Below are 21,740 nucleotides of genomic sequence, written 5' to 3'. Positions count from 1 at the left end.
TTAATAATGAAAAAAGTCATTACTTACGGTACCTTTGATCTGTTCCACCAGGGACATTACAATATTCTGAAAAGAGCCAGGGAGCTGGGGGATTATCTTGTTGTGGGTGTCACCAGTGAAAGCTATGATATCGAACGCGGCAAGCTGAATGTACAGGACAGCCTTCTGAAGCGTATCGAAAATGTCCGCAAGACCGGTTTTGCGGATGAGATCATTGTAGAGGAATATCAGGGGCAGAAGCTAAATGATATTACAAAATACAATATCGACCTTCTGGTAGTCGGTTCGGACTGGCGTGGCAAATTTGATTATCTGAAGAATTACTGTGAGGTCGTTTATCTGGAACGTACCAAAAATATTTCCAGTACCAAGCTCAGAAGTGAGGGTATGATCTACAGCATGGGCATTGTTACGGATGATGCAGAGGACAACGAAATGGTGATGGAGTCCAAGTATGTCAGCGGACTGCATGTAGAAAGTGTGTATTCCGAGGACGTTTTTGTTGCGAGAGAATTCTGTGACAGATACGAACTTGACTCTTATGGTACAGATTACGGACAGTTTCTGGAAGGACTGGATATCATTTATATCCGATCCGGTCTGAAAAACAGGGCAGATTATATCCGAAAGGCACTGGAATGTGATAAATATGTGATCAGTGACACGCCTATGGCTCTGGAGCCGGAAGAGATAAGAGAGCTGTTTGCACTGGCAAAGGCACATCAGGTTGTTCTGGTAGAGAAGCTTACCATGGTCTATCTGCGCGCGTTTACGCAGCTTGTCTGGCTGACACATGGAGCGCTTGTGGGAGATGTGGTAGCTGTAAAATGCGCGATTTCTCAGGATGATTTTGAGGGCGGAAAAAATTTCAGCGAAACAGTCAGCCAGGCGCTGTGTGCATGCATCAAGCTTCTCGGTAAGGATTACCTGGAGGTGAAGAGCAATGCGGTGAAAAGCAGTGACAGCTGCTTTATTTATGATATGATCACGATGAAGTATCTCCGGGCACTGGCGACCATTGAGATCGGAACAACGGTGGATGTGGAAAACGAGCTTGCGATCATCGGAACCAGGGGGCGTATCACCGTACCCGGTGACTGGTGGAATACCGGATATTTTGAAGCCAAAATAGAAGGTCAGGAATTCCTGAAACGCTACAGCTTTAATTTTGAGGGAAATGGTCTTCGCTATCTGCTTCAGGAGCTGGTCATCATGATCCGTGACAGACGGACAGAATGTACGAGATTTTTTTATGAAGAATCAGAAACTCTGGCTGAGCTTTTGAAAATAATTAATCAAAGAGGTTGACAGATGACAGAAAAACAGAAGCTTCTTTTGCAGCTCTTCCGGGAGGTTGACGCGATCTGCAAAAAGCATGATCTTAGATATGTAATGGCCGGAGGTACTCTGATCGGTGTTCTTCGAAATGAAGGCTTTATCCCATGGGACGATGATGTGGACATTTACATGCCCAAAAGTGACTGGGATAAATTTGTAGAAATATGTCAGAACGAGATGCCGCCGAACCGGGCGGTTTATTGTGCAGAAGTGGACCGTAATTATACCAACGGTTTTCCGCGCTACGGAAGTACGGATACCTGTGCGATCCACAAGCATCAGATCATAGGAGACGACAAGGCTGGTGAGATCATTGACGTACTGACTCTGGATCCCATTCCGGATGATGACCGTGAGTATGAGAAATACCGGGACCATATGATGATCTATACGGAACTTCTGAATATCAGCATGGTCGTGGGAGTCAGATGGGAAATTTCTCCCTGGCGGTATCTGTACTGGCTTTTCCGCTATACCTTCTGCGGAAAGGACAGAACCTTAAAGAAATTGGAGAAGATCATGTTTTCTTATAAAGAAGAGGAGTGCAGCCGCTATGCCATGCGATGGGGAGGCTGCCCGTTTCTTTTTGACAAGGATATGATGTTCCCTGTAAAATATATGGACTTTGAGGGCGAAAAGGTTATGATCCCTCACAGGACCAGTGATTATCTGATCTGGCATTACGGGGACGAATGGTCCTATATACCGCCTCATGGGGAAAGAGAATCTCATGAGTCTGTTGATGTTCCGGGCGCCAGCTATCAGGAGGTGCGGGATGAATATATGCCAAGGATCGACAAAAAACGTATCCGCAGACAGATGCTTTTCCGCAAATTCTACTGCCTTCTTATGGCAAAGGGAGACCATAAACAGGATGACAGACGAAGAAGGATCAAAGCCGGTGTTGTAGCCCGGGATGTGTCTGCCCGGCTGATGAGATCCGAAAAAACAGCGGAGACCCTGCTGAAAGAGAGAAGATATGATGTGCTTGGTGAGATCTTTGAGGAGTATTACCGTGTACAGCTCAGCATGGAGTTTATCGGGCGTGAGGATTTTAACGGGATCCGTCCGTTCTATCATCCGATCCTGATCCCGCTGGAGGATGAGGCTTTTCAGGCGGCCATGCTGACACTGATCTATCAGGAGCGTGTTTCCAAGGCATACCGTATGTACGAGGTACGCAAGAAAATGGATCATCTTACTCCGGAAATGGAGCAGACAGTGGAGGATATCCGACGTTTCCGAAAAGCAGCCAGCCACTATGAATTTAAAGAAATGCAGGAAGCAGAGGCGATCGTGGATGATCTTCTCAGAAAATATCCGGATGCTCCGGGATTCCTGAAATTTAAATGCCGGTTTGTGATGGAGCGCCTGGAAGGACCGCAGAATGCTTCTGAAGCGGAGAAATTTCTGTCTTACTGCCTGAGAGTATTTCCCCAGGATGGATATTTTATAAAATATAAGGGGGATCTTCTCTGGAAAAAGGGCCTCCGGAACGAAGCAATGGCAGAGTATCTGAAAGCCAGAGAATGCACCAGTAATGGCATTGTGCAGCTGGAACTGGATAAATTCCTGAAAAAACAGAAGTCCCAGGCGATCCGGGACTGTCGGGATCTGCTTGGAAGCCAGAGAAGATCAGAAGCACTCTCTCTGATGGAATTCTGGAGCAGACTGATGCCGGAGGATGAGGAGATCAGAGGCGCTCTTTATCTTGCGAAGGTATCTTCCGTCCGTACAAAAGGGGAGCTGGAAGAGCTGGTGAGGGAGCTTTGCAAAGAACTGGGGATCACCGGTAATTCTCCAAGGGAGGGAACCCTTGAGGAGCCGGTGTACAAAGAGGCACTTACCTGTGCATGGCAGAGATTCGGCTATCCCAAAGCACTGGCAGAGGGCCGTACCAGGATCCTGTGCAGTGAAGAAGAGGGCGAGATGGAATATCTGGCAGAGGAGATCCGCAGCTTTCTGGTCCATAAGGAATGGCAGGGAGAGGTATACAAGCTTCTGGGAGATATCCGGAAGAAACAGGGGCGTACCCGGGAAGCCTTCGAAAATTATTTCCTTGCATTGGATCATGAGCCGCATCCCTATATAAAAAATGAGCTTTCCAGGATTTTCCTGGAGGATCTTTACGATGGAAGCCGGCGTACCGGATTTTTCGCAAAGAAGGCAGACGTGACAGAATTTCTGAACAGCTGGCTGGATAAGTATAAAAGTCAGGAGGAGCTTCAGAAGCTTCTGAAGCGGATCCTGTAATGACAGATCAACAGAAACGAGGCAGAGTGTATTGAACAGAGAACAGCAGAAAGTACTGGAACTTCTAAAAGAAATAGATACCATATGCAGAAAAAATAAGATCACATATTATCTTTCTCCGTATCTTACCCTCTGTGCGGTAACGGAGCGCCCTTTTCCCATGAATCCGGCAAGCAATGATATTTATATGAAGACCGGTGATATGGCCCGGTTTAAAAACATCTTTGACGAAGAACCGGAGCTGCGCAGAGCTTTGGAATCTATGGAGAATAACAGCCGTTTCCCCGGATTTTTTCTGCGTTATACAGATAAAGATACGTTGTTTTATAAGCTGGACGAGTACGGAAAATACAAACATCCGGGACTGGGAATCAATATCCTTCCGCTGCAGTGTGAATATGGCCCAAAGGGAAAATACCTCTGGAACCGTATGCGCGAAGATGGATGGAAAAGGATCTACGGGAAAAAAGGCAAGTGGCGAAACCGGCGTGAGCTGGGATGTATCTGGATGGTGCGAGTCCTTTCTCTTTGCGGACGAGGCTGGCTGGCAAAGAGCATATTCCGGGATCTGCTCCGGCAGCCGCAGGATGGCGCAAAAACCTATGTACTCCGATATTTTGACCAGAATCTTTATTTTCCTGCGCATATTTTTGAAAATCCCGGGGAGGCAATGCTTGGAGGAGAATCCTTTATGGTCCCGGGAAACACAGACAGCTATCTCACCCGGGCCTACGGCAAAAATTATCGAAATAAGTCAATGGAAAACTATGTTCCCGGCTCGCTGGTGGTGTGCAGCACACTGATCCCATGTGAGGAATTTCTGCAGCAGTCAAAGGAACTGAAGAAATTTGCTTCTGTCAGGAAGAAAAGGGAAAAGCGCAGGCAGTTTGGAATGAATTACCGGGAATATCTTGCACAGTGCTGGGATTATGCAAAATTCTGCGGGGAAAAATATACCTGTGCACTGGCTTATCGCAAAAAGCTCAGCTATATCCGTAATCTCTTCAAAAATGAAGATTATGTGGAACTGGAAAAAGCATTTGCAGGATATACCAGGATGAATGATCGCTGTCTGAAATATGAAGAAGCATTTGAAACAGATCCGGAGGTTTTTGACCTGTATCTTAAGTATCTGGAAAAAACAGGAAGGATCTCGTATATGGAGAAGGTAAAAAAATATGTCTAAGGTCAAGCTTACAGATTATGTTGTGGAATTTTTGCAGAAAAAAGGGATCCATGATTTCTTTGGATATCAGGGAACCATGATCGCACATCTGGTAGATTCCATTGAGAAGAATCCCCATGCAAGAAGTCATTCCAGCTATCATGAGCAGGGAGCTGCTTTTGCCGCCTGCGGTTATGCTCAGGCAAAGAATGCCTGCGGCTGTGCCTATGCCACCAGTGGTCCGGGAGCTGCCAATCTGCTTTCCGGTGTGGCAGATGCGTATTTCGATTCTCTTCCGGTGATCTTTATCACCGGACAGCTGAATACCTATGAATATTCCGGTATTACAGGCCTTCGTCAGCAGGGCTTTCAGGAGATCGATATGGTTTCCATGGCAAAGCCGGTAACCAAGTACGCGGTGCAGGTCCGTGATCCGAAAAATATCGTTCGTGAACTGAATCTTGCATGGCAGATTGCCAATACAGGTCGAAAGGGACCGGTTCTTATCGATCTTCCCATGAACGTGCAGAGAGGCGAGGTGGAAGACCCGGTTTATGATATGGAATTTTCCGAGGAAGAGATCGAGACAGCTGTATATGGAAAAAATGATCCGGAAAACGGGGCAGCCTTTTACAGGGATGCAGTTGCAAAGGCGGATTCTTCTGATGGAGCAGAGGCGGCAGAATATATTCTGAATAAGATCAGGACTGCAAAACGGCCGGTATTTATGATCGGTCACGGAGCTTCCGGAGAAGCAGAAAAAATGCTCACAGATCTGGCGCGTGCCCATCACATTCCGGTGATCACAAGCGTACTTGCCCGGTCCGCACTGAGCTTTGATGATCCTTTGAACTTCGGGTGCATCGGAGGTGCCTACGGACACCGGTATGCAAATATGATCGCCAATGCAAAAAGCGACCTTCTGCTCTGCTTTGGAATTTCCCTGTGTACCCGTCAGATTGGTACTAAGGTTCATGAGTTTGCGAAGAATGCCGAAATCATCCGTGTGGATATTGATCCTTATAATCTTCAAAGAGAGATCCATGAGGGAAGAGAAGATGAGAAATGCTTTTGCGTCAGCGCAGAGACTGTGGTGCGTAAGCTGACAGAGCAGCATGCACAGATCGGTTCTTATGAGGAATGGTTTGCTGTCTGCCAGAAGATCCGTAAGGAACTCTGGAAAGTGGACGATGAGACACCGCAGCGTTATCCGAACCGCATGATCGCATATTTGAGTGATCAGCTTTCCGATACCGGAGCGGTTGCTGTGGATGTGGGACAGCATATGGTATGGAGCTATCAGTCCTTCCACAATCAGCAGGGGCAGAAGACACTTTTTTCCGGCGGACATGGTGCTATGGGATATGCACTTCCGGCGGCTATCGGAGCTTATTATGCTACCGGCAAGCCGGTGGCATGTATCTGCGGAGACGGAGCCTTCCAGATGAATATCCAGGAGCTGCAGTGGGTGAAGCGCGAGAATATCCCGGTGAAGATGATCGTAATGAATAATGAGGCGCTGGGAATGATCCGTCATCTTCAGAGAGATTATTTTGACTGTGTATATGCGGATACCTCCGATGGCAGCGGATTCTCGTCCTGCGATTTTACAGATGTGGCGCAGGCCTACGGAATTCCTGCAAAGCGCATCCAGGGAGAAGACGTGGAAAAATATGCCGGTGGATTCCTGGAGCAGAACGGGCCGGGGCTTCTGGAGATCATGCTGGAGCATGGAACCTACGCATACCCGAAGACCTGTCTGGGTGAGCCGATCCACAATCAGCAGCCTTATATACCGAAACCGATATTTGATGAACTGATGGAGCTGTAAAATGGGAAAAATAACTGTGATCACAGGCGGTACCTCCGGAATCGGAAGAGGGATCGCCGAAAAGATCCTGGCAGAGTCAGCAAAAACTGACAGGATCTTCGTAACATATGGACATGATGAGAAGAAGGCACTGTCGTTTCAGGAGAGCCTTCCTGAGGAAAAAAGATCTCAGGTGACTTTGATAAAGGCAGATATGTCTTCCTATGAAGAGATGATGGTTTTTGTGGAGGAGCTGAAAAAGCAGACAGACCATATTGACTGGCTTGTAAGCAATGCCGGCATCAGCACCTACGCAAAATATGAAGACTACAGCTTTGAGGAGTGGACACGGATCGTAAACACCAATCTTTCCGTACCTGTATTTATGGTCAAAGAGCTGAGAGCCATGATGGTGGAGGGCGGCAGTGTGCTCTTTACCGGTTCCTATGCAGGACAGCAGGCGTATTCTTCCTCCCTTGTATATGGAGTCACCAAGGCAGCCATCCATTTCCTGACAAGATCCCTGGTAAAGGAATTTGAGCCAAAGGGCATCACAGTCAACGCTATTGCACCTGGCTTCATCGAAACTCCGTGGCACAGCGCCCGCACCCAGGAGAGCTACGACCGTATCAACCGGAAGATCGCACTCCACAGGTTTGGAACTGTGGAGGAAGTGGCGGATATGGCTTATGCAGTGCTGTCTAACGGATATATGAACGGCAGTGTGGTGGATATCCACGGTGGTTATGACTACTTTTAATAGAAGTTGAAAGTGTGCAGGAAGACAGAAGAAGATACGTTGTGCCTGCACATAAGGGGCTTCTTATGACTTTCTTTATCTTTCTTTATATTTAAGCGAAAAAGGCTTGACTTGCACACCTGCTCTGTGATAAAATTGACGAGCGACATGGAAGTTAGGTCTTTTTTTTTATGCCCGAAAATGACGACGGATATACGTTCCGGGCGGCATAGAAGACCGTGCAAATGAAAACACTGGAGGTGGAAGTTGTGCGCGTTAAGATTACATTAGCATGCACCGAGTGCAAGCAGCGTAACTACAATATGACGAAGGAGAAAAAGAACCATCCTGAGAGAATGGAGACCAAGAAATACTGTAAGTTCTGTCATACACACACTCTGCACAAGGAAACAAAGTAATCACAGAGATTTGTGAGGTTATGCTATGGAAAAACAGAAATCTGAGGATAAGCCGCAGAAGAAAAGTTGGTTTCAGGGACTTCAGTCAGAATTTGAGAAGATTGTCTGGACAGACCGTCCCACACTGGCAAAGCAGACTGTTGTGGTCGTGATCATCACGATCATCCTGGCAGTGGTTATCAGTGTAATGGATTCCGGAATTCTGGAATGCATTAATTTCTTAATGAAGTAAGGACAAGGTGATTATATGTCAGAAGCAGCAAAATGGTACGTTGTCCATACCTATTCCGGGTATGAGAACAAGGTAAAAGCCAACATTGAAAAGACGATCGAGAACAGACACCTGGAAGACCAGATCCTGGAGGTACGTGTTCCGCTGCAGGATGTAGTGGAGATGAAGAACGGAACCTCAAGACAGGTTCAGAAAAAGATGTTTCCAGGCTATGTGCTTCTCAATATGGTGATGAATGACGATACCTGGTACGTTGTCCGTAATACCCGCGGTGTTACAGGATTCGTAGGACCGGGATCAAAGCCTGTGCCTCTTACAGAAGAGGAAATGATGCCGCTTGGTATCCAGAAACCGGATATCGAAGTGGACTTCGCAGAGGGCGACATGGTAGTCGTTACCGGTGGTGCATGGAAAGATACCGCAGGTGTGATCACAGGTATCAACATGCAGAAACAGACGGTAACGATCAATGTTGAGCTTTTCGGTCGTGAAACACCGGTAGAAATAAGTTTCACAGAAATCAAAAAAGCTGAGTAATTCAAAAACAAGGTAACAGCAAGTGGGAGGGACACACCCCCGCCAATACCACATAGGAGGTGCCGAAAATGGCAAAGAAAGTAACAGGATATATCAAATTACAGATTCCGGCTGGTAAAGCAACTCCAGCACCACCTGTAGGTCCGGCTCTTGGACAGCATGGTGTAAACATCGTACAGTTTACTAAGGAGTTCAACGCAAGAACAGCTGATCAGGGAGATCTTATCATCCCGGTTGTCATCACTGTTTACGCTGACAGAAGTTTCAGCTTCATAACCAAGACTCCGCCGGCAGCAGTTCTTCTTAAGAAAGCTGCAAACATCAAATCTGGTTCCGGTACACCGAACAAGACCAAAGTAGCTAAAGTTACTAAGGCACAGGTTCAGGAGATCGCTGAGCTGAAGATGAAAGACCTCAACGCAGCATCCATCGAGGCTGCTATGAGCATGATCGCCGGTACAGCAAGAAGTATGGGAATCGAAGTCGTAGACTAATAAATACCGAAGCTTAAGTTCGGGGTTCCCGTAGAAAAAGTGAAATTTTCAAGTGGGAGGGCTTTTCCCCGCAAATACCACAGGAGGTTATAGAAATGAAACGAGGAAAGAAATATGTGGAAGCTGCGAAAGCAGTAGACCGCGCAACATTATATGATGCACCAGAGGCTATCAGCCTTGTTAAAAAAGCAGCTGTAGCTAAGTTCGACGAGACCATCGAAGTTCACATCCGTACAGGCTGCGATGGACGTCACGCAGATCAGCAGATCCGTGGAGCAGTTGTTCTGCCACACGGAACAGGTAAAAAAGTTCGTGTACTTGTATTTGCTAAAGATGCTAAGGCAGAAGAGGCAAAGGCAGCAGGAGCAGACTTCGTAGGAGCTGAGGACCTCATTCCGAAGATCCAGAACGAGGGATGGCTTGACTTTGACGTTGTAGTTGCAACACCGGATATGATGGGCGTTGTAGGTCGTCTTGGTCGTGTACTTGGACCGAAAGGTTTAATGCCAAACCCGAAAGCTGGTACTGTAACAATGGACGTAACAAAAGCTGTTAACGACATTAAAGCAGGTAAGATCGAGTATCGTCTTGACAAATCCAACATCATCCATGTTCCGATCGGAAAGGCTTCCTTTACCGAGGAGCAGTTAAGCGACAACTTCCAGACGCTTATGGGAGCTATCACAAAGGCTAGACCTAGCACACTGAAAGGTCAGTATCTGAAGAGCGTTACAATCGCTCCGACAATGGGACCTGGTGTTAAGCTTAACCCGATTAAATTAGCTCAGTAATAAATTTTAAATACCCTGTACAGAGGAAACTTTGTATGGGGTATTTTTTTATACATTTATACACCTTGATTTTTGGGGGCAAAAATCCTACAATAAGGCACAAACAGAGTTGTAACAGACCGAAAGCTCATCAGAGCTTTTTCATATAGATTTTACAGAAGAAAATAATAATCATGTTAATATAAAAAAGATGGGGAAAACGTTTCTGTAAGTAAAACTTACAGATGAATTTGTCGGAACAGGGAGTATAAATTGAGATCAAAAAAGCGTAAAGCGAAGAAAATAAAAAAACAGGTAAACAAAATAAAAATGATACTCTGCCTGGTGGTAGAGGCTATCGTGATCCTGACACTTGTAGTGATCATCGGCTGGAATAAAGGGGTAGGTGACTGGATGGAGTCTCTGCAGAGACCGGTTGTCCGTAAGCTTGAGATGAGCGGTATCAACAGTCCCTACGCAGTGCTGATGCAGGTAAAAGGCGGAAAGATCATCGGAAATATGAAGGGCGATGAGAAGATCTATCCGGCTTCCATGACGAAGATCATGACGGTGATCGTGGCTATTGAGAACCTGGATGATCTGGATCAGGAGATCACTCTGACCCAGGAAATGTTCCAGGGGCTTTATGAGCAGGATGCCACCCAGGCAGGCTTTCAGCCCGGTGAGACCGTGCGGGCCATCGACCTTCTTTATGGTGCCATGCTGCCATCCGGTGCGGAGTGTTGTATCGCACTGGCGGATACCGTAGGCGGTTCCAGGGATGGATTTGTGGAGCTGATGAATAAGAAGGCACAGAGGATTGGAATGAATGGTACACATTTCTGTGATACGACAGGGCTTCATGATCCGGATCATTACAGTACAGTGAGAGATATTGCGGTGCTGCTCAGGTATGCGCTTCGGAACGATACGTTCAGAGAGATCATTGAGAGCCCGCGGCATTCCACAGGAGTGACGAATATCCATCCCATCGGGATCACATATTACAGTACCATGTTCAAAAATCTTTCTGACCCTTCCGTTACCGGCGGCAAGATCCTGGGCGGCAAGACAGGATATACCAGTGAGGCGGGTCTGTGTCTTGCAAGCTTTGCAGAGGTCTACGACAGGGAATACATACTGGTAACGGCAGGCGCATCGGGAAATACCGGAAGCCCACTCCATGTGGAGGATGCGGTGACGATCTATAACCGCCTTGGAAAGGCCATTGAGGCACAGATGACAGGCAGTGATGGATCGGAGTCCTGAAAAGATAAAGGATAGATTCTGTGCATCACGAAGCGTGTTACGGAGAACGGAGTGAACAGTAATGTTTTTGGATAAATAAACACTGGCACAGAGGTGTATGCTGCTGTATTGGCAGCATAACACTTCTGTGCCGTTTTTTTGATTCTTCAAAATGAAATCGTATAGCGGGAACCTGCAATGTATTCACGGCTGATGTAAAGCGGATTTCCATCAGGAGCTTCCATATAGGAATCCAGGATCAGCACGGGATCGCCGGAAGACAGACGCAAAGTTTTTGCCATATCCGGGGAGGCTGCAGTAACAGAAATGGTGCTGCGGCTGGATTCTGCGATCGTACAGCGGTAGGTGTTTTTGATATATTCAAAAAAAGAACCGTTTTCTACAGCGTTCGGATCAAAATCCGGGAAAAGCCGTGTGGGGAGCCAGGTGTGGACATCAATAACCGGAATACTGTCAGCCAGAAGAAGACGTTCCAGGAAAAAAACTTCCTCATCCGAAGTAAGCTGCAGAAAATCAGAGGTTACGCTGTTCGCAGGTTTTTTGCAGAAGGACAGTACGTGAGATTCCGGAATCCGGTCATTCTGACGGCAGGATTCGGAAAAGCTCATATTTTTCTGGGATTCAAATTTCCGGAAGATCATGGGGGATTTTACAAAGGTTCCTTTTCCCTGATGCTTGATAAGATAGCCCTGTGTGCAAAGCTCCTCCACGGTACGTCGGACAGTGATCCGGCTGACATGGTAAAGATCGGCAAGCTCCGGCTCAGGAGGGATTTTTTCTCCGGGCTTATAAGTACCGTTTTTGATCTGCTGGGTGATGATATCCATAAGCTGCTTGTAAAGCGGCTGGATCGAATTTTTATTTAACATGAAAATATCCTTTCTGAGGTTGTTCATAAAAGATATTTTACTATAGTGCGGATGTATTTGTCCAGTAAGGGACAAACCTCTGCAGTGCGTCAGAATGGAATTGGATGAATAATTAATCATAAATCATGAATATACTCTTTACTATAACGTTATAATATGTTATATTCTTCAAAAAGGTAAAATGCAAAAGTACAAGAAGGAGAAATTCATCTGAAAATCCGAAAAAAACCTGTATTTTCAATGGATTCAGAGGATTACCAGACGAATTTCCACGAAAACCGGAGGATGAAAATGGACGCAGTAAAAATCGTAAATAAGATCAACAAAGAGCATGGAACAATCAAAAATGTGTATTTTCTTGCATGCGGAGGATCTCTTGTGGATCTGTATCCGGGATATTATTTTGTCCGTGCGGAATCCGCAGTGATGGATGCACAGTGGATCCCTGCAAGAGAGTTTGCACTGACACCGCCGAAGAAGCTGGGAAAAGACAGTCTTCTGATCATCTGCTCCCACAGTGGCAAGACAAAGGAGTGTCTGGAGGCAGCAAAAACAGGAATGGATGCAGGTGCGGCTGTTGTTACAATGACACATGCGCCAGGTTCCCCATGTGATACAGATAAATGGATCTCCGTTGTATACGACTGGGCACCGGGGGTAAAGGAAGCAGAGAAGCCTCAGGGAATCGTACTTCGTATTCTTAATGAGCTGATGAAGGTACAGGAGCCGGGATATAAGCTTTACGATAAGATCGTGGAAGGCTTTGAAAAGATCGATGATGTTATTGCAGCAGCAGTGAAGGATCAGCAGAATGCAGCATGGCTTTTTGCAGAAAAATATTCAGAGGAACCGAACCTTTATATTATGGCATCGGGAGCCTCCTATTCTCAGGCATATGGCTTTGCGATCTGCTCACTTCAGGAAATGCAGTGGATGGATTGCGGATATCTGAACAGTGCGGAATATTTCCACGGACCGTTTGAGGTAACGGATGAGGATCATCTGTATATCCTTATGATGAGCCGGGGCAGAAATCGTATGATGGATGAGCGTGTGCTGACTTTCCTTGAAAAATACGGAAAGAAATACGAAGTGATCGATGCAGATAAGCTTGGTATGGAAGCAATTGATGACAGCTGCGTGGAATATTTTACTCCGATGCTGTTCTACACCATGACGACCGTTTACCGTACCGCTCTCCAGGATAAACGCCGTCATCCGCTGGATATGAGAAGATATATGGGCGTTGTAGAGTACTAAAGGTGCTGCTGTGCCTGTGCACAGAGAAAGGGAAAATATGAGTAAATACAGTACAAAGCTTCTTGGCTTCGGAGACAATGTAGTGGATATCTATGATCATCTGAAAACCATGTATCCAGGCGGAAACTGCGTAAACGTCAGTGTTTACGGAAAGATGGCCGGATGTGAAAAAACTGCGTATATGGGATATTTCGGAGATGACGACAGAGCAGAACTGATCATGGATACACTGGAAAAAATCGGCGTGGAAACCGTAAAGTGCAGACAGCTGCACGGCGAGAACGGTTATTCCAGGATCACATTAAAAGACGGAGACCGTGAGTTCCTGGATTTTAATGATGGTGGTATCCGTGGAAAAACACCGTATATCCTTGATCGTTTTGATCTGGAATATATGAAAGGCTTTGATGTGGTACATAGCGGAAATTACTCTTTTACGGAGGAAGAGCTGCATAAGATCAAAGAGGCGGGAATTCAGGTTTCTTTTGACTTTTCCGATGATTCCACAGAGGAATATTATGAAAAAACAGCACCGGAGGTTACTTACGCATTTTGCTCCTTTGACGGAACTGACCAGGAGGCAGAAGAGCATCTGAAAAAGATCATCTCCATGGGGCCGAAGCTTGCCATGGCCTCCAGAGGAGCCAGGGGCTGCATTCTTTATGACGGAAGGAATTTTTACCGACAGCCGGCAGCGCCGCTTACGGAAGTAAAAGATACTCTTGGCGCCGGGGATTCACTGATCGCATCTTTCCTTACCGGGTATATCGGAAGAATGAAAAACGGCATGGCGGAGGAAACCGCGATCTGTGAAAGTCTTGAAGAGGCAGCTGCTTTTGCAGCGGGCATCTGTGGCATGGAAGGTGCTTTTGGCTACGGAAAAAAATATGAATAGCAGGAGGGGAAAATAATGGGACGCAATGGAAAAAGCAGAGCTCTTATCTGTTTTGTACTGTGTATGATCATGGCTTTGCCGGTGTATTTCAGCAGTGCAGTGGCAGTAAAAGCGGCAGAACAGCAGACCATCATCATAGGAACGAACGCAGAGTATTCACCGTTTGAATACCTGGATGATAATGGAAATATTACAGGTTTTGATTACGATCTTCTGGAGGCGATCGCCAAGGAAGAAAACGTAAAGCTGGTATGGAAGGATATGCCCTTTGATTCCCTGATGGGTTCCATGGAGGCTGGCGATGTACAGGTGATCGCAGCCGGGATCGGACCTACGGAGGACCGTAAAAAAAGCGTTGATTTTTCCGATGTTTATTACACCGGTACACAGTGCATCATCAGTCGTAAGGATAATCCGATCAAGGATTTTGAGGAGATGTCCGGAAAAACCGTTGCAGTTCTGGAGGGTGCACAGAGTGATATGATCGCATCCGGCGAGACTACTGATTACGGTGAAGTTAAGGATGCCAAAGTAAAAAGATTTAAAAACGCTTCCAGTGCAGTCATGGAGCTGAAAAACGGTGGAGCAGATGCAGTTCTGATCGACAATATCATGGCTGAGATCTACTGCAAACAGAACTCAGACCTGCAGTATGAGTCCGTGCCAAGTACAGCAGAGGATACTGTTTTCTGTATTGAAAAAGGAAACACAGAGCTTGTCCAGATCATCAATGACGGGCTTGCAAAAGTTAAAAAATCCGGGGAATATGATGATCTTTATCAGAAGTATTTTGTGGACACACTTGAAAACAGCGAGGATGTGACAGATGTAGCAGCAACCGATGGTTTTCTGGGACTTTTAAGCTTTATTTTCCTTCAGGATAATCGTTGGAAGTTTTATATTAACGGTCTTGGGATTACGCTGATCGTTTCCCTTTTGTCAGTGATCGTAGGTATCCTGATCGGTCTTGTAGTGGCTTTGGTACGGCTTGGAGCTGCGAAAAAAGGCAGAAGAACCATTCTTTCCACGATCGCGGATATTTATGTTGATGTGATCCGTGGAACACCGTCAGTCCTTCAGCTGATGATCATCTATTTTGCAGTGTTCCACAGCAGGCTGGGATATGTGGCAGCAGTGGTCAGCTTCGGTATCAACAGCGGTGCATATGTTTCCGAGGTTATCCGCGGAGGTATTTTATCTGTAGACAAGGGCCAGAGCGAGGCTGGTCGTTCTCTGGGCCTTGGGTATAAGGATACCATGCGTTTCATTATCATTCCGCAGGCTGTAAAAACCATCCTTCCGGCAATGGGTAATGAGTTTATCCAGCTGATCAAAGAAACATCTATTTTGGGCTATGTGGGTATCATGGATCTGACAAAAGCGGCAAGCTATGTTTCTTCCCGTACTTATCAGATGTTCATACCGCTGATCGTTGCAGGTATCATGTACTATCTGATCGTGAAGTGCCTGAGCCTTCTGCTGAAGAGATTTGAAAGGAGACTGAGAGAAAGTGATTGATGTTAAAAATCTGAAAAAGTCCTTCGGGGACGTACACGTATTAAAGGGAATCACAACTCACGTAAACAAGGGTGAGTGTATCTGCATCATCGGTCCGTCCGGCTCCGGAAAATCTACATTTCTGCGATGTCTGAACCTTCTGGAAAAACCGGAGGAAGGCGAGATCACCGTAAACGGACAGCAGCTTCTGGATCCGAAGCTGGATGTAGATAAATTCAGGGAAAATGTGGGAATGGTTTTTCAGCATTTTAATCTGTTTCCAAATATGACAGTATTGAAAAATATCACCCTTGCGCCGGTGCGCCTTGGCAAATGGAATGCAGCGGAAGCTGATCAGAAGGCGAGGGTTCTTTTGAAAAGAGTCGGCCTTGAAGAAAAAGCCGATGTCTATCCCGGAAAGCTTTCAGGCGGACAGAAGCAGAGGGTTGCCATTGCCAGAGCCCTTGCAATGAATCCCCAGGTGCTTCTGTTCGATGAACCAACATCAGCTCTTGATCCGGAGATGGTCGGAGAGGTTCTTGAGGTTATGAAGGAGCTTGCAAAAGAAGGTATGACCATGCTGGTGGTTACCCATGAGATGGGCTTTGCAAGGGAGGTCAGCGACAGAGTGCTTTTTATGGATGATGGGGTGATTCTTGAGGATAGAAATCCGAAAGAACTGTTTGGGGATCCTCGAGAGGAAAGGACGAAGGAGTTTCTTTCCAAAGTGTTGTAGATTTTTTGGGTAAAAAAGTTCTGTTTTGAAAAAACGGGGAAATTCGTGGGGAGGGGAGGCACTCGGAGTTGCGAAGCCCGTTTCCCCTCCCCACACCCCACCCCTCCGGGCACGCCGCTGTGCTACGCCTTGGAGTGTGGGAATTTATCGGCTTAGTCCTGTATGCTGCTGTATTGGCAGTGTCAGGCTGAGCCGATTTTTGTTTCGCCGGACGGGAAAGCGGCCCGCGCAGCGGGCCTGTTCCCTGTTGTTAATGGAAGTATGTCTATGCCAGTGATGTGACAACAGACGGGAGCAAGTGAGCGCCGTCAATACAGCGACAGGCAGAAGTATGTCTATGCCAGTGATGTGACAACAGACGGGAGCAAGTGAGCACCAGCAATACAGCAGGCAGGAGCAGATTAGCGCCAGCAATACAGCAGGCAGGAGCAGATTAGCGCCAGCAATAGAACAACAGGCAGGAGCAGATTAGCGCCAGCAATACAACAACCACCAGGAACAGGTCTGCTGCGCAGACCGCCTTCCGTCCGGCGGAAAAAAATCGGCTCAGCCTGACGCCACCAATACAGCAGCATACAGGTATTTGCCAATACACTACCCCATACCACAGCGCAGAACAGCGACGTGCCCGGAAAGGGGGAGCGCGAGGGGGAAAAGCGGGCTTCGTAACTCCGAGCGCCTTTCCCCCTCGCAAACCTGCCCATGCCAAAGTGTCCCCCCTGGAAAGGAAACGCCCTCCGCCCAGGAGCGTCCGTCAGACGCCCGACATTGTACAATATCTGGTACAATTTTCTCATTATTTTTATCAATAATACAATTACTTGTATATTATAAAGAACATACTTCCAAGCTGTTGACTTTAAATCCGGAATCTGTTATCTTATGGTCGTCATGAGAAATGTTATATATTACTAACTGCGCGGGCAGTGAACGAAATATTGAGACAACAGGAAAGGATGTGTAACAAATTGGCAAAAGTTGATTTTGAACAGTGGAATGGTTTTAAGGGTGATCGTTGGAAAGAGAAGATCGATGTTCGTAATTTCATCAGTATGAACTATACACCATATGATGGAGATGCTTCCTTTCTGGAAGCACCAACAGAGGCAACAGATAAACTCTGGGGCAAGCTTCAGGAGCTTCAGAAAGAAGAGCGTGCTAAAGGCGGCGTTCTTGATATGGAGACAGAGGTAGTAACAGGAATTACAGCATACGGTCCTGGATATATCGATGAGGAACTCAAAGACCTGGAGCAGGTTGTAGGTCTTCAGACAGACAAACCTCTGAAACGTGCTTTCATGCCATACGGCGGAATCAAAATGGCAGAGCAGGCATGTGAGACTTACGGATACCATGTAAGCGACAAGATCAAAGATGTTTTCAACAACTATGAGTTCAAAACACACAACCAGGGTGTATTCGATATCTACACACCGGAGATGAAGAGAGCACGTCACAACAAGATCCTTACAGGACTTCCGGATACTTACGGACGTGGACGTATCGTAGGTGATTACAGACGAGTTGCTCTTTACGGAATTGATTATCTGATCGCAGGTAAAGAGAAAGATTTCGCAGCATGCGACCGTCAGGGTATGAGACGTTATGACTTCCAGCTTCGTGAGGAGATCGCAGATCAGATCCGTGCTCTGAAGAAGATGAAAGAAATGGCTCAGATCTATGGCTTTGATATTTCCCAGCCGGCTAAGAACGCAAAGGAAGCATTCCAGTGGCTGTACTTCGGATATCTTGCAGCGATCAAAACTCAGAACGGAGCTGCAATGAGTGTTGGACGTATCTCCACATTCCTTGATATCTATATTGAGAGAGACCTTGAGAACGGAACTCTTACAGAGAAAGAGGCACAGGAGCTTGTTGACCATATCGTAATGAAATTCCGTATGGTTAAATTCGCTCGTATCCCGTCTTACAACCAGCTCTTCTCCGGTGACCCGGTATGGGCAACTCTGGAAGTAGCAGGTATGGGACAGGACGGACGTTCCATGGTAACAAAGAACGACTATCGTTTCCTTCATACACTTGAGGATATGGGACCGGCTCCGGAGCCGAACCTTACAGTTCTCTACTCTTCAAGACTGCCTGAGAACTTCAAGAAATATGCAGCAGACATCTCTGTTACAACAAGTTCCATCCAGTATGAGAACGATGATGTTATGCGTCCGGTATGGGGCGATGACTACAGCATCTGCTGCTGTGTATCTGCTACAGAGACCGGTAAAGAGATGCAGTTCTTCGGTGCTCGTGCTAACCTTGCAAAATGTCTTCTTTACGCGATCAACGGTGGTGTTGATGAGAAGACAAAACAGCAGGTAGGACCGCAGTACCAGCCGATCACTTCCGAGTATCTTGACTATGATGAGGTAATCGCAAAATACGACCAGATGATGGACTGGCTTGCACATCTGTATGTTGGAACACTGAACATGATCCACTACATGCATGATAAATACTACTATGAGGCAGCTGAGATGGCACTTATCGATACAAAGGTTGACCGTTCCTTCGCAACAGGTATCGCCGGATTCTCACACGTAGTAGATTCCCTTTCCGCTATCAAATATGCAAAAGTAAAAGCAATCCGTGACGAGGACGGAATCACAACAGACTTCCAGGTTGAGGGTGACTTCCCACGTTATGGTAACGATGATGACAGAGCAGACGAGATTGCAACAACTCTGCTTTCCACATTCCTTGAGAAGCTGAAACACATCCATACCTATCGTGATTCCAAGCCAACCACATCCATCCTTACCATCACATCCAATGTTGTTTATGGTAAAGCTACAGGATCTCTTCCGGACGGAAGAAAAGCCGGCGAGCCTCTGGCACCGGGAGCAAACCCGTCTTACGGCGCAGAGCAGAACGGACTTCTTGCTTCCCTGAACTCTGTTGCAAAGCTTGACTATGAGGATGCCCTTGACGGAATCTCCAATACTCAGACGATCAACCCGGATGCACTTGGCCATTCTGAGGAAGAGCGTACAGAGAATCTTGTAAATGTACTTGACGGATACTTTGACCGTGGTGCACATCACCTCAATGTAAACGTATTCGGTAAAGAGAAACTTATCGATGCTATGGAGCATCCGGAAAAAGAGGAGTATGCAAACTTCACGATCCGTGTTTCCGGATACGCTGTTAAGTTTATCGACCTTACAAGAGAGCAGCAGCTTGACGTTATCGCAAGAACCTGCCACGAAAGGATGTAATAAAAAATATGGACGACCAGAAAAAAATCACTGGCTACGTCCACTCACTGGAGAGCTTCGGCTCTGTTGACGGACCAGGAGTCCGGTATGTGATCTTTTTGAGCGGCTGCGCCATGCGCTGCCAGTTCTGCCACAATCCGGACACCTGGCAAATGAAAACAGGGACGGAGTACACAGCAGATGAGCTGCTTGAAAAAGCCTGTCGATACCGCTCTTACTGGGGAAGTAAGGGCGGTATTACTGTGAGTGGAGGCGAGCCACTGTTACAGATCGATTTCCTCACTGAGCTGTTCAGAAAAGCAAAAAAACTTGGGATCCACACAACACTTGATACCAGCGGCAACCCTTACACAGAAGTGGGTCCGTGGTATGAAAAATGGGAAGAACTGATGAAATACACAGATCTTGTCATGCTGGATATCAAGCACATTGATGAGGAACAGCATAAGATCCTCACAGGATGTACCAATAAAAATATCCTTGCCATGGCCCGGAAGCTTTCCGATATGGGCGTATCCATGTGGATCCGTCACGTACTGGTTCCGGAACGCAATGACCGGGATGACTATCTCCACCGGCTGGCTGACTTTATCGCAACACTGAAGACAGTTGAGAGAGTGGAGGTTCTTCCATATCACACACTGGGAACCTTTAAATGGGAAAATCTGCATATTGATTATCCGCTGAAGGGAATTGATCCGCCAACAAAAGAACGTATCGAAAATGCGGAAAAAATCCTGGGAGCAGGTACACAGTAATAAAAAAACCATATCTTATGTCGAAAAACAGACATAGATATGGTTTTTTTGATGTTCACACCAGTTCTTTGTTTTTGATCAGCATTTCTTTGATGATATCCTGTGTATAGGAACCTAAGCGGCGCTGAGTATCCCGGTCAAGCTCTGAAGGAATGATAGGCTTGCCATATTCGATCACTACGTGTGTAGGTGTCATCTTCGGGAAATTGGCTTCCCAGATATTGGCAGAGTTGCTGATCGCAATAGGAATGATCGGGCTTTTGGCTCTGGCTGCGATCTTGAAGCTGCCGTCATGGAAAGGCAGCATTTCTGTTTCATCAGCATTCTTATTTCTGGTTCCTTCCGGGAAGATACATACGGAAATGCCGGATTTCACATAGTCTGCGGCCTGAAGGATCGTTTTCAGACCCTGCTTGATATCCTCTCTGTCGAGAAAGAGACAGTAGAGATTGCGCATCCAGTTGGAGAGCAGCGGATAATGCTCCATTTCCTTCTTGGCAACATAGCCGGTGCGGATCGGACAGCGGCTGTAGGTGAGCAGGATGTCGAAATAGCTCCGGTGGTTTGCTACATAGAGAACAGCCTGATCCTTTGGAACGTTTTCTTCGCCGATGACGGTGACTTTGGCGCCTGTGATCCACAGGATGAATTTGAATATGGCCTGTACCATGCGCAGAGAGCTGATATCCTTAGTCATGGGAGAAAATTTCCCGATGATCCATTCTACAAGGAGAACCGGAATGGTCAGCACCAGATAGGCGATCACCACGATACAGACAAGTATGAATCGAATCATGTCTTTTGTCCTTTCTGTTATAGATACTTGCGGAGAGTTCCGCAGTAAGATGGTATTTTTATATTATACGAAGAAAATCCGATAGTTGCAATAAATCTTTCCCTGCTCACATAGAATAAATACTGAATAATGGTTACTGTTTACTGGTGATCTTCCGCAAAGCGTGTTACTGAGAACGGAGTGAACAGTAACGAATCATGCAGGTGGCTTATATTATGAAAAAAGCAGTATTTCTGCGGATCGTGCTGACAGCTGCCGTGCTGGCACTGCTGCTTTCCGGGTGTCGATTTGTCCGGGTGGAGGAAGAAGAACGAAAACCGGTAGATTACATCGTTGTGGAACGCCGGGATATCCCGGAGGAGCTTTCCAGGCTTATGGAAGAAAAAAAGGAAAAGGAATTTCAGCTGAGTTATGAAACCGGAGAGGATCTTTACCTGGCCAAAGGGTACGGGCGGCAGATGAGTGGCGGATACAGCATCCAGGTAGAGGAGCTTGGAGAATCCTCGAATGGGATATTTTTTGTTACAAAACTTCTTGGACCGGAGGATCTTAAGGAGGCAGGAGTTCCGTCCTATCCCTGCATTGTGATAAAAACCCGGAAACAGGAAAAGCCGGTAACGTTCCGGGAAAGCAGCAGTCCGGTGAAAAAAGAGTCGGAGAAAGGGGAATAGAC

General features: G+C 46.6%; 20 protein-coding genes. 18 read left to right on the top strand and 2 right to left on the bottom strand.

The features are described from left to right. Window positions 1-6: 6 nt before the first annotated feature. From ACTNDQ_RS05890 to ACTNDQ_RS05840, 11 genes are all read left to right on the top strand, one after another. A complete protein-coding gene (locus ACTNDQ_RS05890) occupies window positions 7-1,308 on the top strand; it encodes an adenylyltransferase/cytidyltransferase family protein (RefSeq protein WP_441064114.1) in 1,302 nt (433 codons plus the stop codon). 3 nt (window positions 1,309-1,311) lie between these two features. Further along, window positions 1,312-3,591, top strand: coding sequence for a LicD family protein (locus ACTNDQ_RS05885; RefSeq protein WP_441064112.1), 2,280 nt, complete (start codon window positions 1,312-1,314; stop codon window positions 3,589-3,591). Between the two features lie 31 nt (window positions 3,592-3,622). Next, window positions 3,623-4,777, top strand: coding sequence for a LicD family protein (locus tag ACTNDQ_RS05880; RefSeq protein WP_329983031.1), 1,155 nt, complete (start codon window positions 3,623-3,625; stop codon window positions 4,775-4,777). Next, window positions 4,770-6,587, top strand: coding sequence for a thiamine pyrophosphate-binding protein (locus tag ACTNDQ_RS05875; RefSeq protein ID WP_288787078.1), 1,818 nt, complete (start codon window positions 4,770-4,772; stop codon window positions 6,585-6,587). The genes ACTNDQ_RS05880 and ACTNDQ_RS05875 overlap by 8 nt, the downstream gene beginning before the upstream one ends. Before the next feature lies 1 nt (window position 6,588). Further along, window positions 6,589-7,326 carry an SDR family NAD(P)-dependent oxidoreductase gene (locus ACTNDQ_RS05870; protein WP_278795579.1) on the top strand — a complete coding sequence of 246 codons (738 nt, stop codon included), beginning with the start codon at window positions 6,589-6,591 and terminating at the stop codon, window positions 7,324-7,326. A gap of 248 nt (window positions 7,327-7,574) precedes the next feature. After that, complete coding sequence (gene rpmG, locus ACTNDQ_RS05865; RefSeq protein ID WP_044961412.1) at window positions 7,575-7,724, top strand: 50S ribosomal protein L33; 150 nt, start codon at window positions 7,575-7,577, stop codon at window positions 7,722-7,724. A gap of 25 nt (window positions 7,725-7,749) precedes the next feature. Further along, complete coding sequence (gene secE / locus ACTNDQ_RS05860) at window positions 7,750-7,956, top strand: preprotein translocase subunit SecE (protein ID WP_021651261.1); 207 nt, start codon at window positions 7,750-7,752, stop codon at window positions 7,954-7,956. 15 nt (window positions 7,957-7,971) lie between these two features. After that, window positions 7,972-8,493 carry a transcription termination/antitermination protein NusG gene (nusG, locus tag ACTNDQ_RS05855; RefSeq protein ID WP_015525332.1) on the top strand — a complete coding sequence of 174 codons (522 nt, stop codon included), beginning with the start codon at window positions 7,972-7,974 and terminating at the stop codon, window positions 8,491-8,493. Between the two features lie 68 nt (window positions 8,494-8,561). Next, window positions 8,562-8,987 carry a 50S ribosomal protein L11 gene (gene rplK, locus ACTNDQ_RS05850; RefSeq protein ID WP_015525333.1) on the top strand — a complete coding sequence of 142 codons (426 nt, stop codon included), beginning with the start codon at window positions 8,562-8,564 and terminating at the stop codon, window positions 8,985-8,987. A gap of 95 nt (window positions 8,988-9,082) precedes the next feature. After that, complete coding sequence (gene rplA, locus ACTNDQ_RS05845; protein ID WP_015525334.1) at window positions 9,083-9,778, top strand: 50S ribosomal protein L1; 696 nt, start codon at window positions 9,083-9,085, stop codon at window positions 9,776-9,778. 252 nt (window positions 9,779-10,030) lie between these two features. Next, window positions 10,031-11,026: a D-alanyl-D-alanine carboxypeptidase family protein gene (locus ACTNDQ_RS05840; RefSeq protein WP_330664839.1), complete on the top strand. Its 996-nt coding sequence runs from the start codon at window positions 10,031-10,033 to the stop codon at window positions 11,024-11,026. A 146-nt stretch (window positions 11,027-11,172) separates the two neighbouring features. Here the strand turns inward: ACTNDQ_RS05840 and ACTNDQ_RS05835 are convergent, their stop codons facing one another. Beyond that, a complete protein-coding gene (locus ACTNDQ_RS05835; RefSeq protein WP_022427097.1) occupies window positions 11,173-11,895 on the bottom strand; it encodes a GntR family transcriptional regulator in 723 nt (240 codons plus the stop codon). A gap of 291 nt (window positions 11,896-12,186) precedes the next feature. Between ACTNDQ_RS05835 and ACTNDQ_RS05830 the strand changes: the two genes are divergently transcribed. From ACTNDQ_RS05830 to pflA, 6 genes are all read left to right on the top strand, one after another. Then, complete coding sequence (locus tag ACTNDQ_RS05830) at window positions 12,187-13,155, top strand: SIS domain-containing protein (protein WP_015525336.1); 969 nt, start codon at window positions 12,187-12,189, stop codon at window positions 13,153-13,155. 37 nt (window positions 13,156-13,192) lie between these two features. After that, a complete protein-coding gene (locus ACTNDQ_RS05825; protein WP_441064106.1) occupies window positions 13,193-14,050 on the top strand; it encodes a PfkB family carbohydrate kinase in 858 nt (285 codons plus the stop codon). A gap of 15 nt (window positions 14,051-14,065) precedes the next feature. After that, complete coding sequence (locus ACTNDQ_RS05820; protein WP_022427099.1) at window positions 14,066-15,568, top strand: ABC transporter permease subunit; 1,503 nt, start codon at window positions 14,066-14,068, stop codon at window positions 15,566-15,568. After that, window positions 15,561-16,283 (top strand): amino acid ABC transporter ATP-binding protein, encoded by a 723-nt coding sequence (locus ACTNDQ_RS05815; protein ID WP_118625124.1) that lies wholly within the window; start codon window positions 15,561-15,563, stop codon window positions 16,281-16,283. The genes ACTNDQ_RS05820 and ACTNDQ_RS05815 overlap by 8 nt, the downstream gene beginning before the upstream one ends. A 968-nt stretch (window positions 16,284-17,251) precedes the next feature. Next, window positions 17,252-19,513, top strand: a complete 2,262-nt coding sequence (gene pflB / locus ACTNDQ_RS05810) for a formate C-acetyltransferase (protein ID WP_227589026.1) — start codon at window positions 17,252-17,254, stop codon at window positions 19,511-19,513. A gap of 8 nt (window positions 19,514-19,521) precedes the next feature. Then, window positions 19,522-20,271 (top strand): pyruvate formate-lyase-activating protein, encoded by a 750-nt coding sequence (pflA, locus tag ACTNDQ_RS05805; RefSeq protein ID WP_278795585.1) that lies wholly within the window; start codon window positions 19,522-19,524, stop codon window positions 20,269-20,271. Between the two features lie 55 nt (window positions 20,272-20,326). On the opposite strand, the gene ACTNDQ_RS05800 is transcribed toward pflA, so the two are convergent. Continuing rightward, window positions 20,327-21,067, bottom strand: a complete 741-nt coding sequence (locus ACTNDQ_RS05800; RefSeq protein ID WP_015525341.1) for a lysophospholipid acyltransferase family protein — start codon at window positions 21,065-21,067, stop codon at window positions 20,327-20,329. Between the two features lie 215 nt (window positions 21,068-21,282). Between ACTNDQ_RS05800 and ACTNDQ_RS05795 the strand changes: the two genes are divergently transcribed. Further along, window positions 21,283-21,738 carry a protease complex subunit PrcB family protein gene (locus ACTNDQ_RS05795; RefSeq protein WP_237972550.1) on the top strand — a complete coding sequence of 152 codons (456 nt, stop codon included), beginning with the start codon at window positions 21,283-21,285 and terminating at the stop codon, window positions 21,736-21,738. Window positions 21,739-21,740: the final 2 nt, after the last annotated feature.

This window comes from Blautia massiliensis (ex Liu et al. 2021), assembly GCF_052064225.1.
Lineage (GTDB): Bacteria > Bacillota > Clostridia > Lachnospirales > Lachnospiraceae > Blautia_A > Blautia_A fusiformis.
Note: the sequence above shows the minus strand (reverse complement) of the source record. Positions and strands in the feature narration are given on the sequence as shown.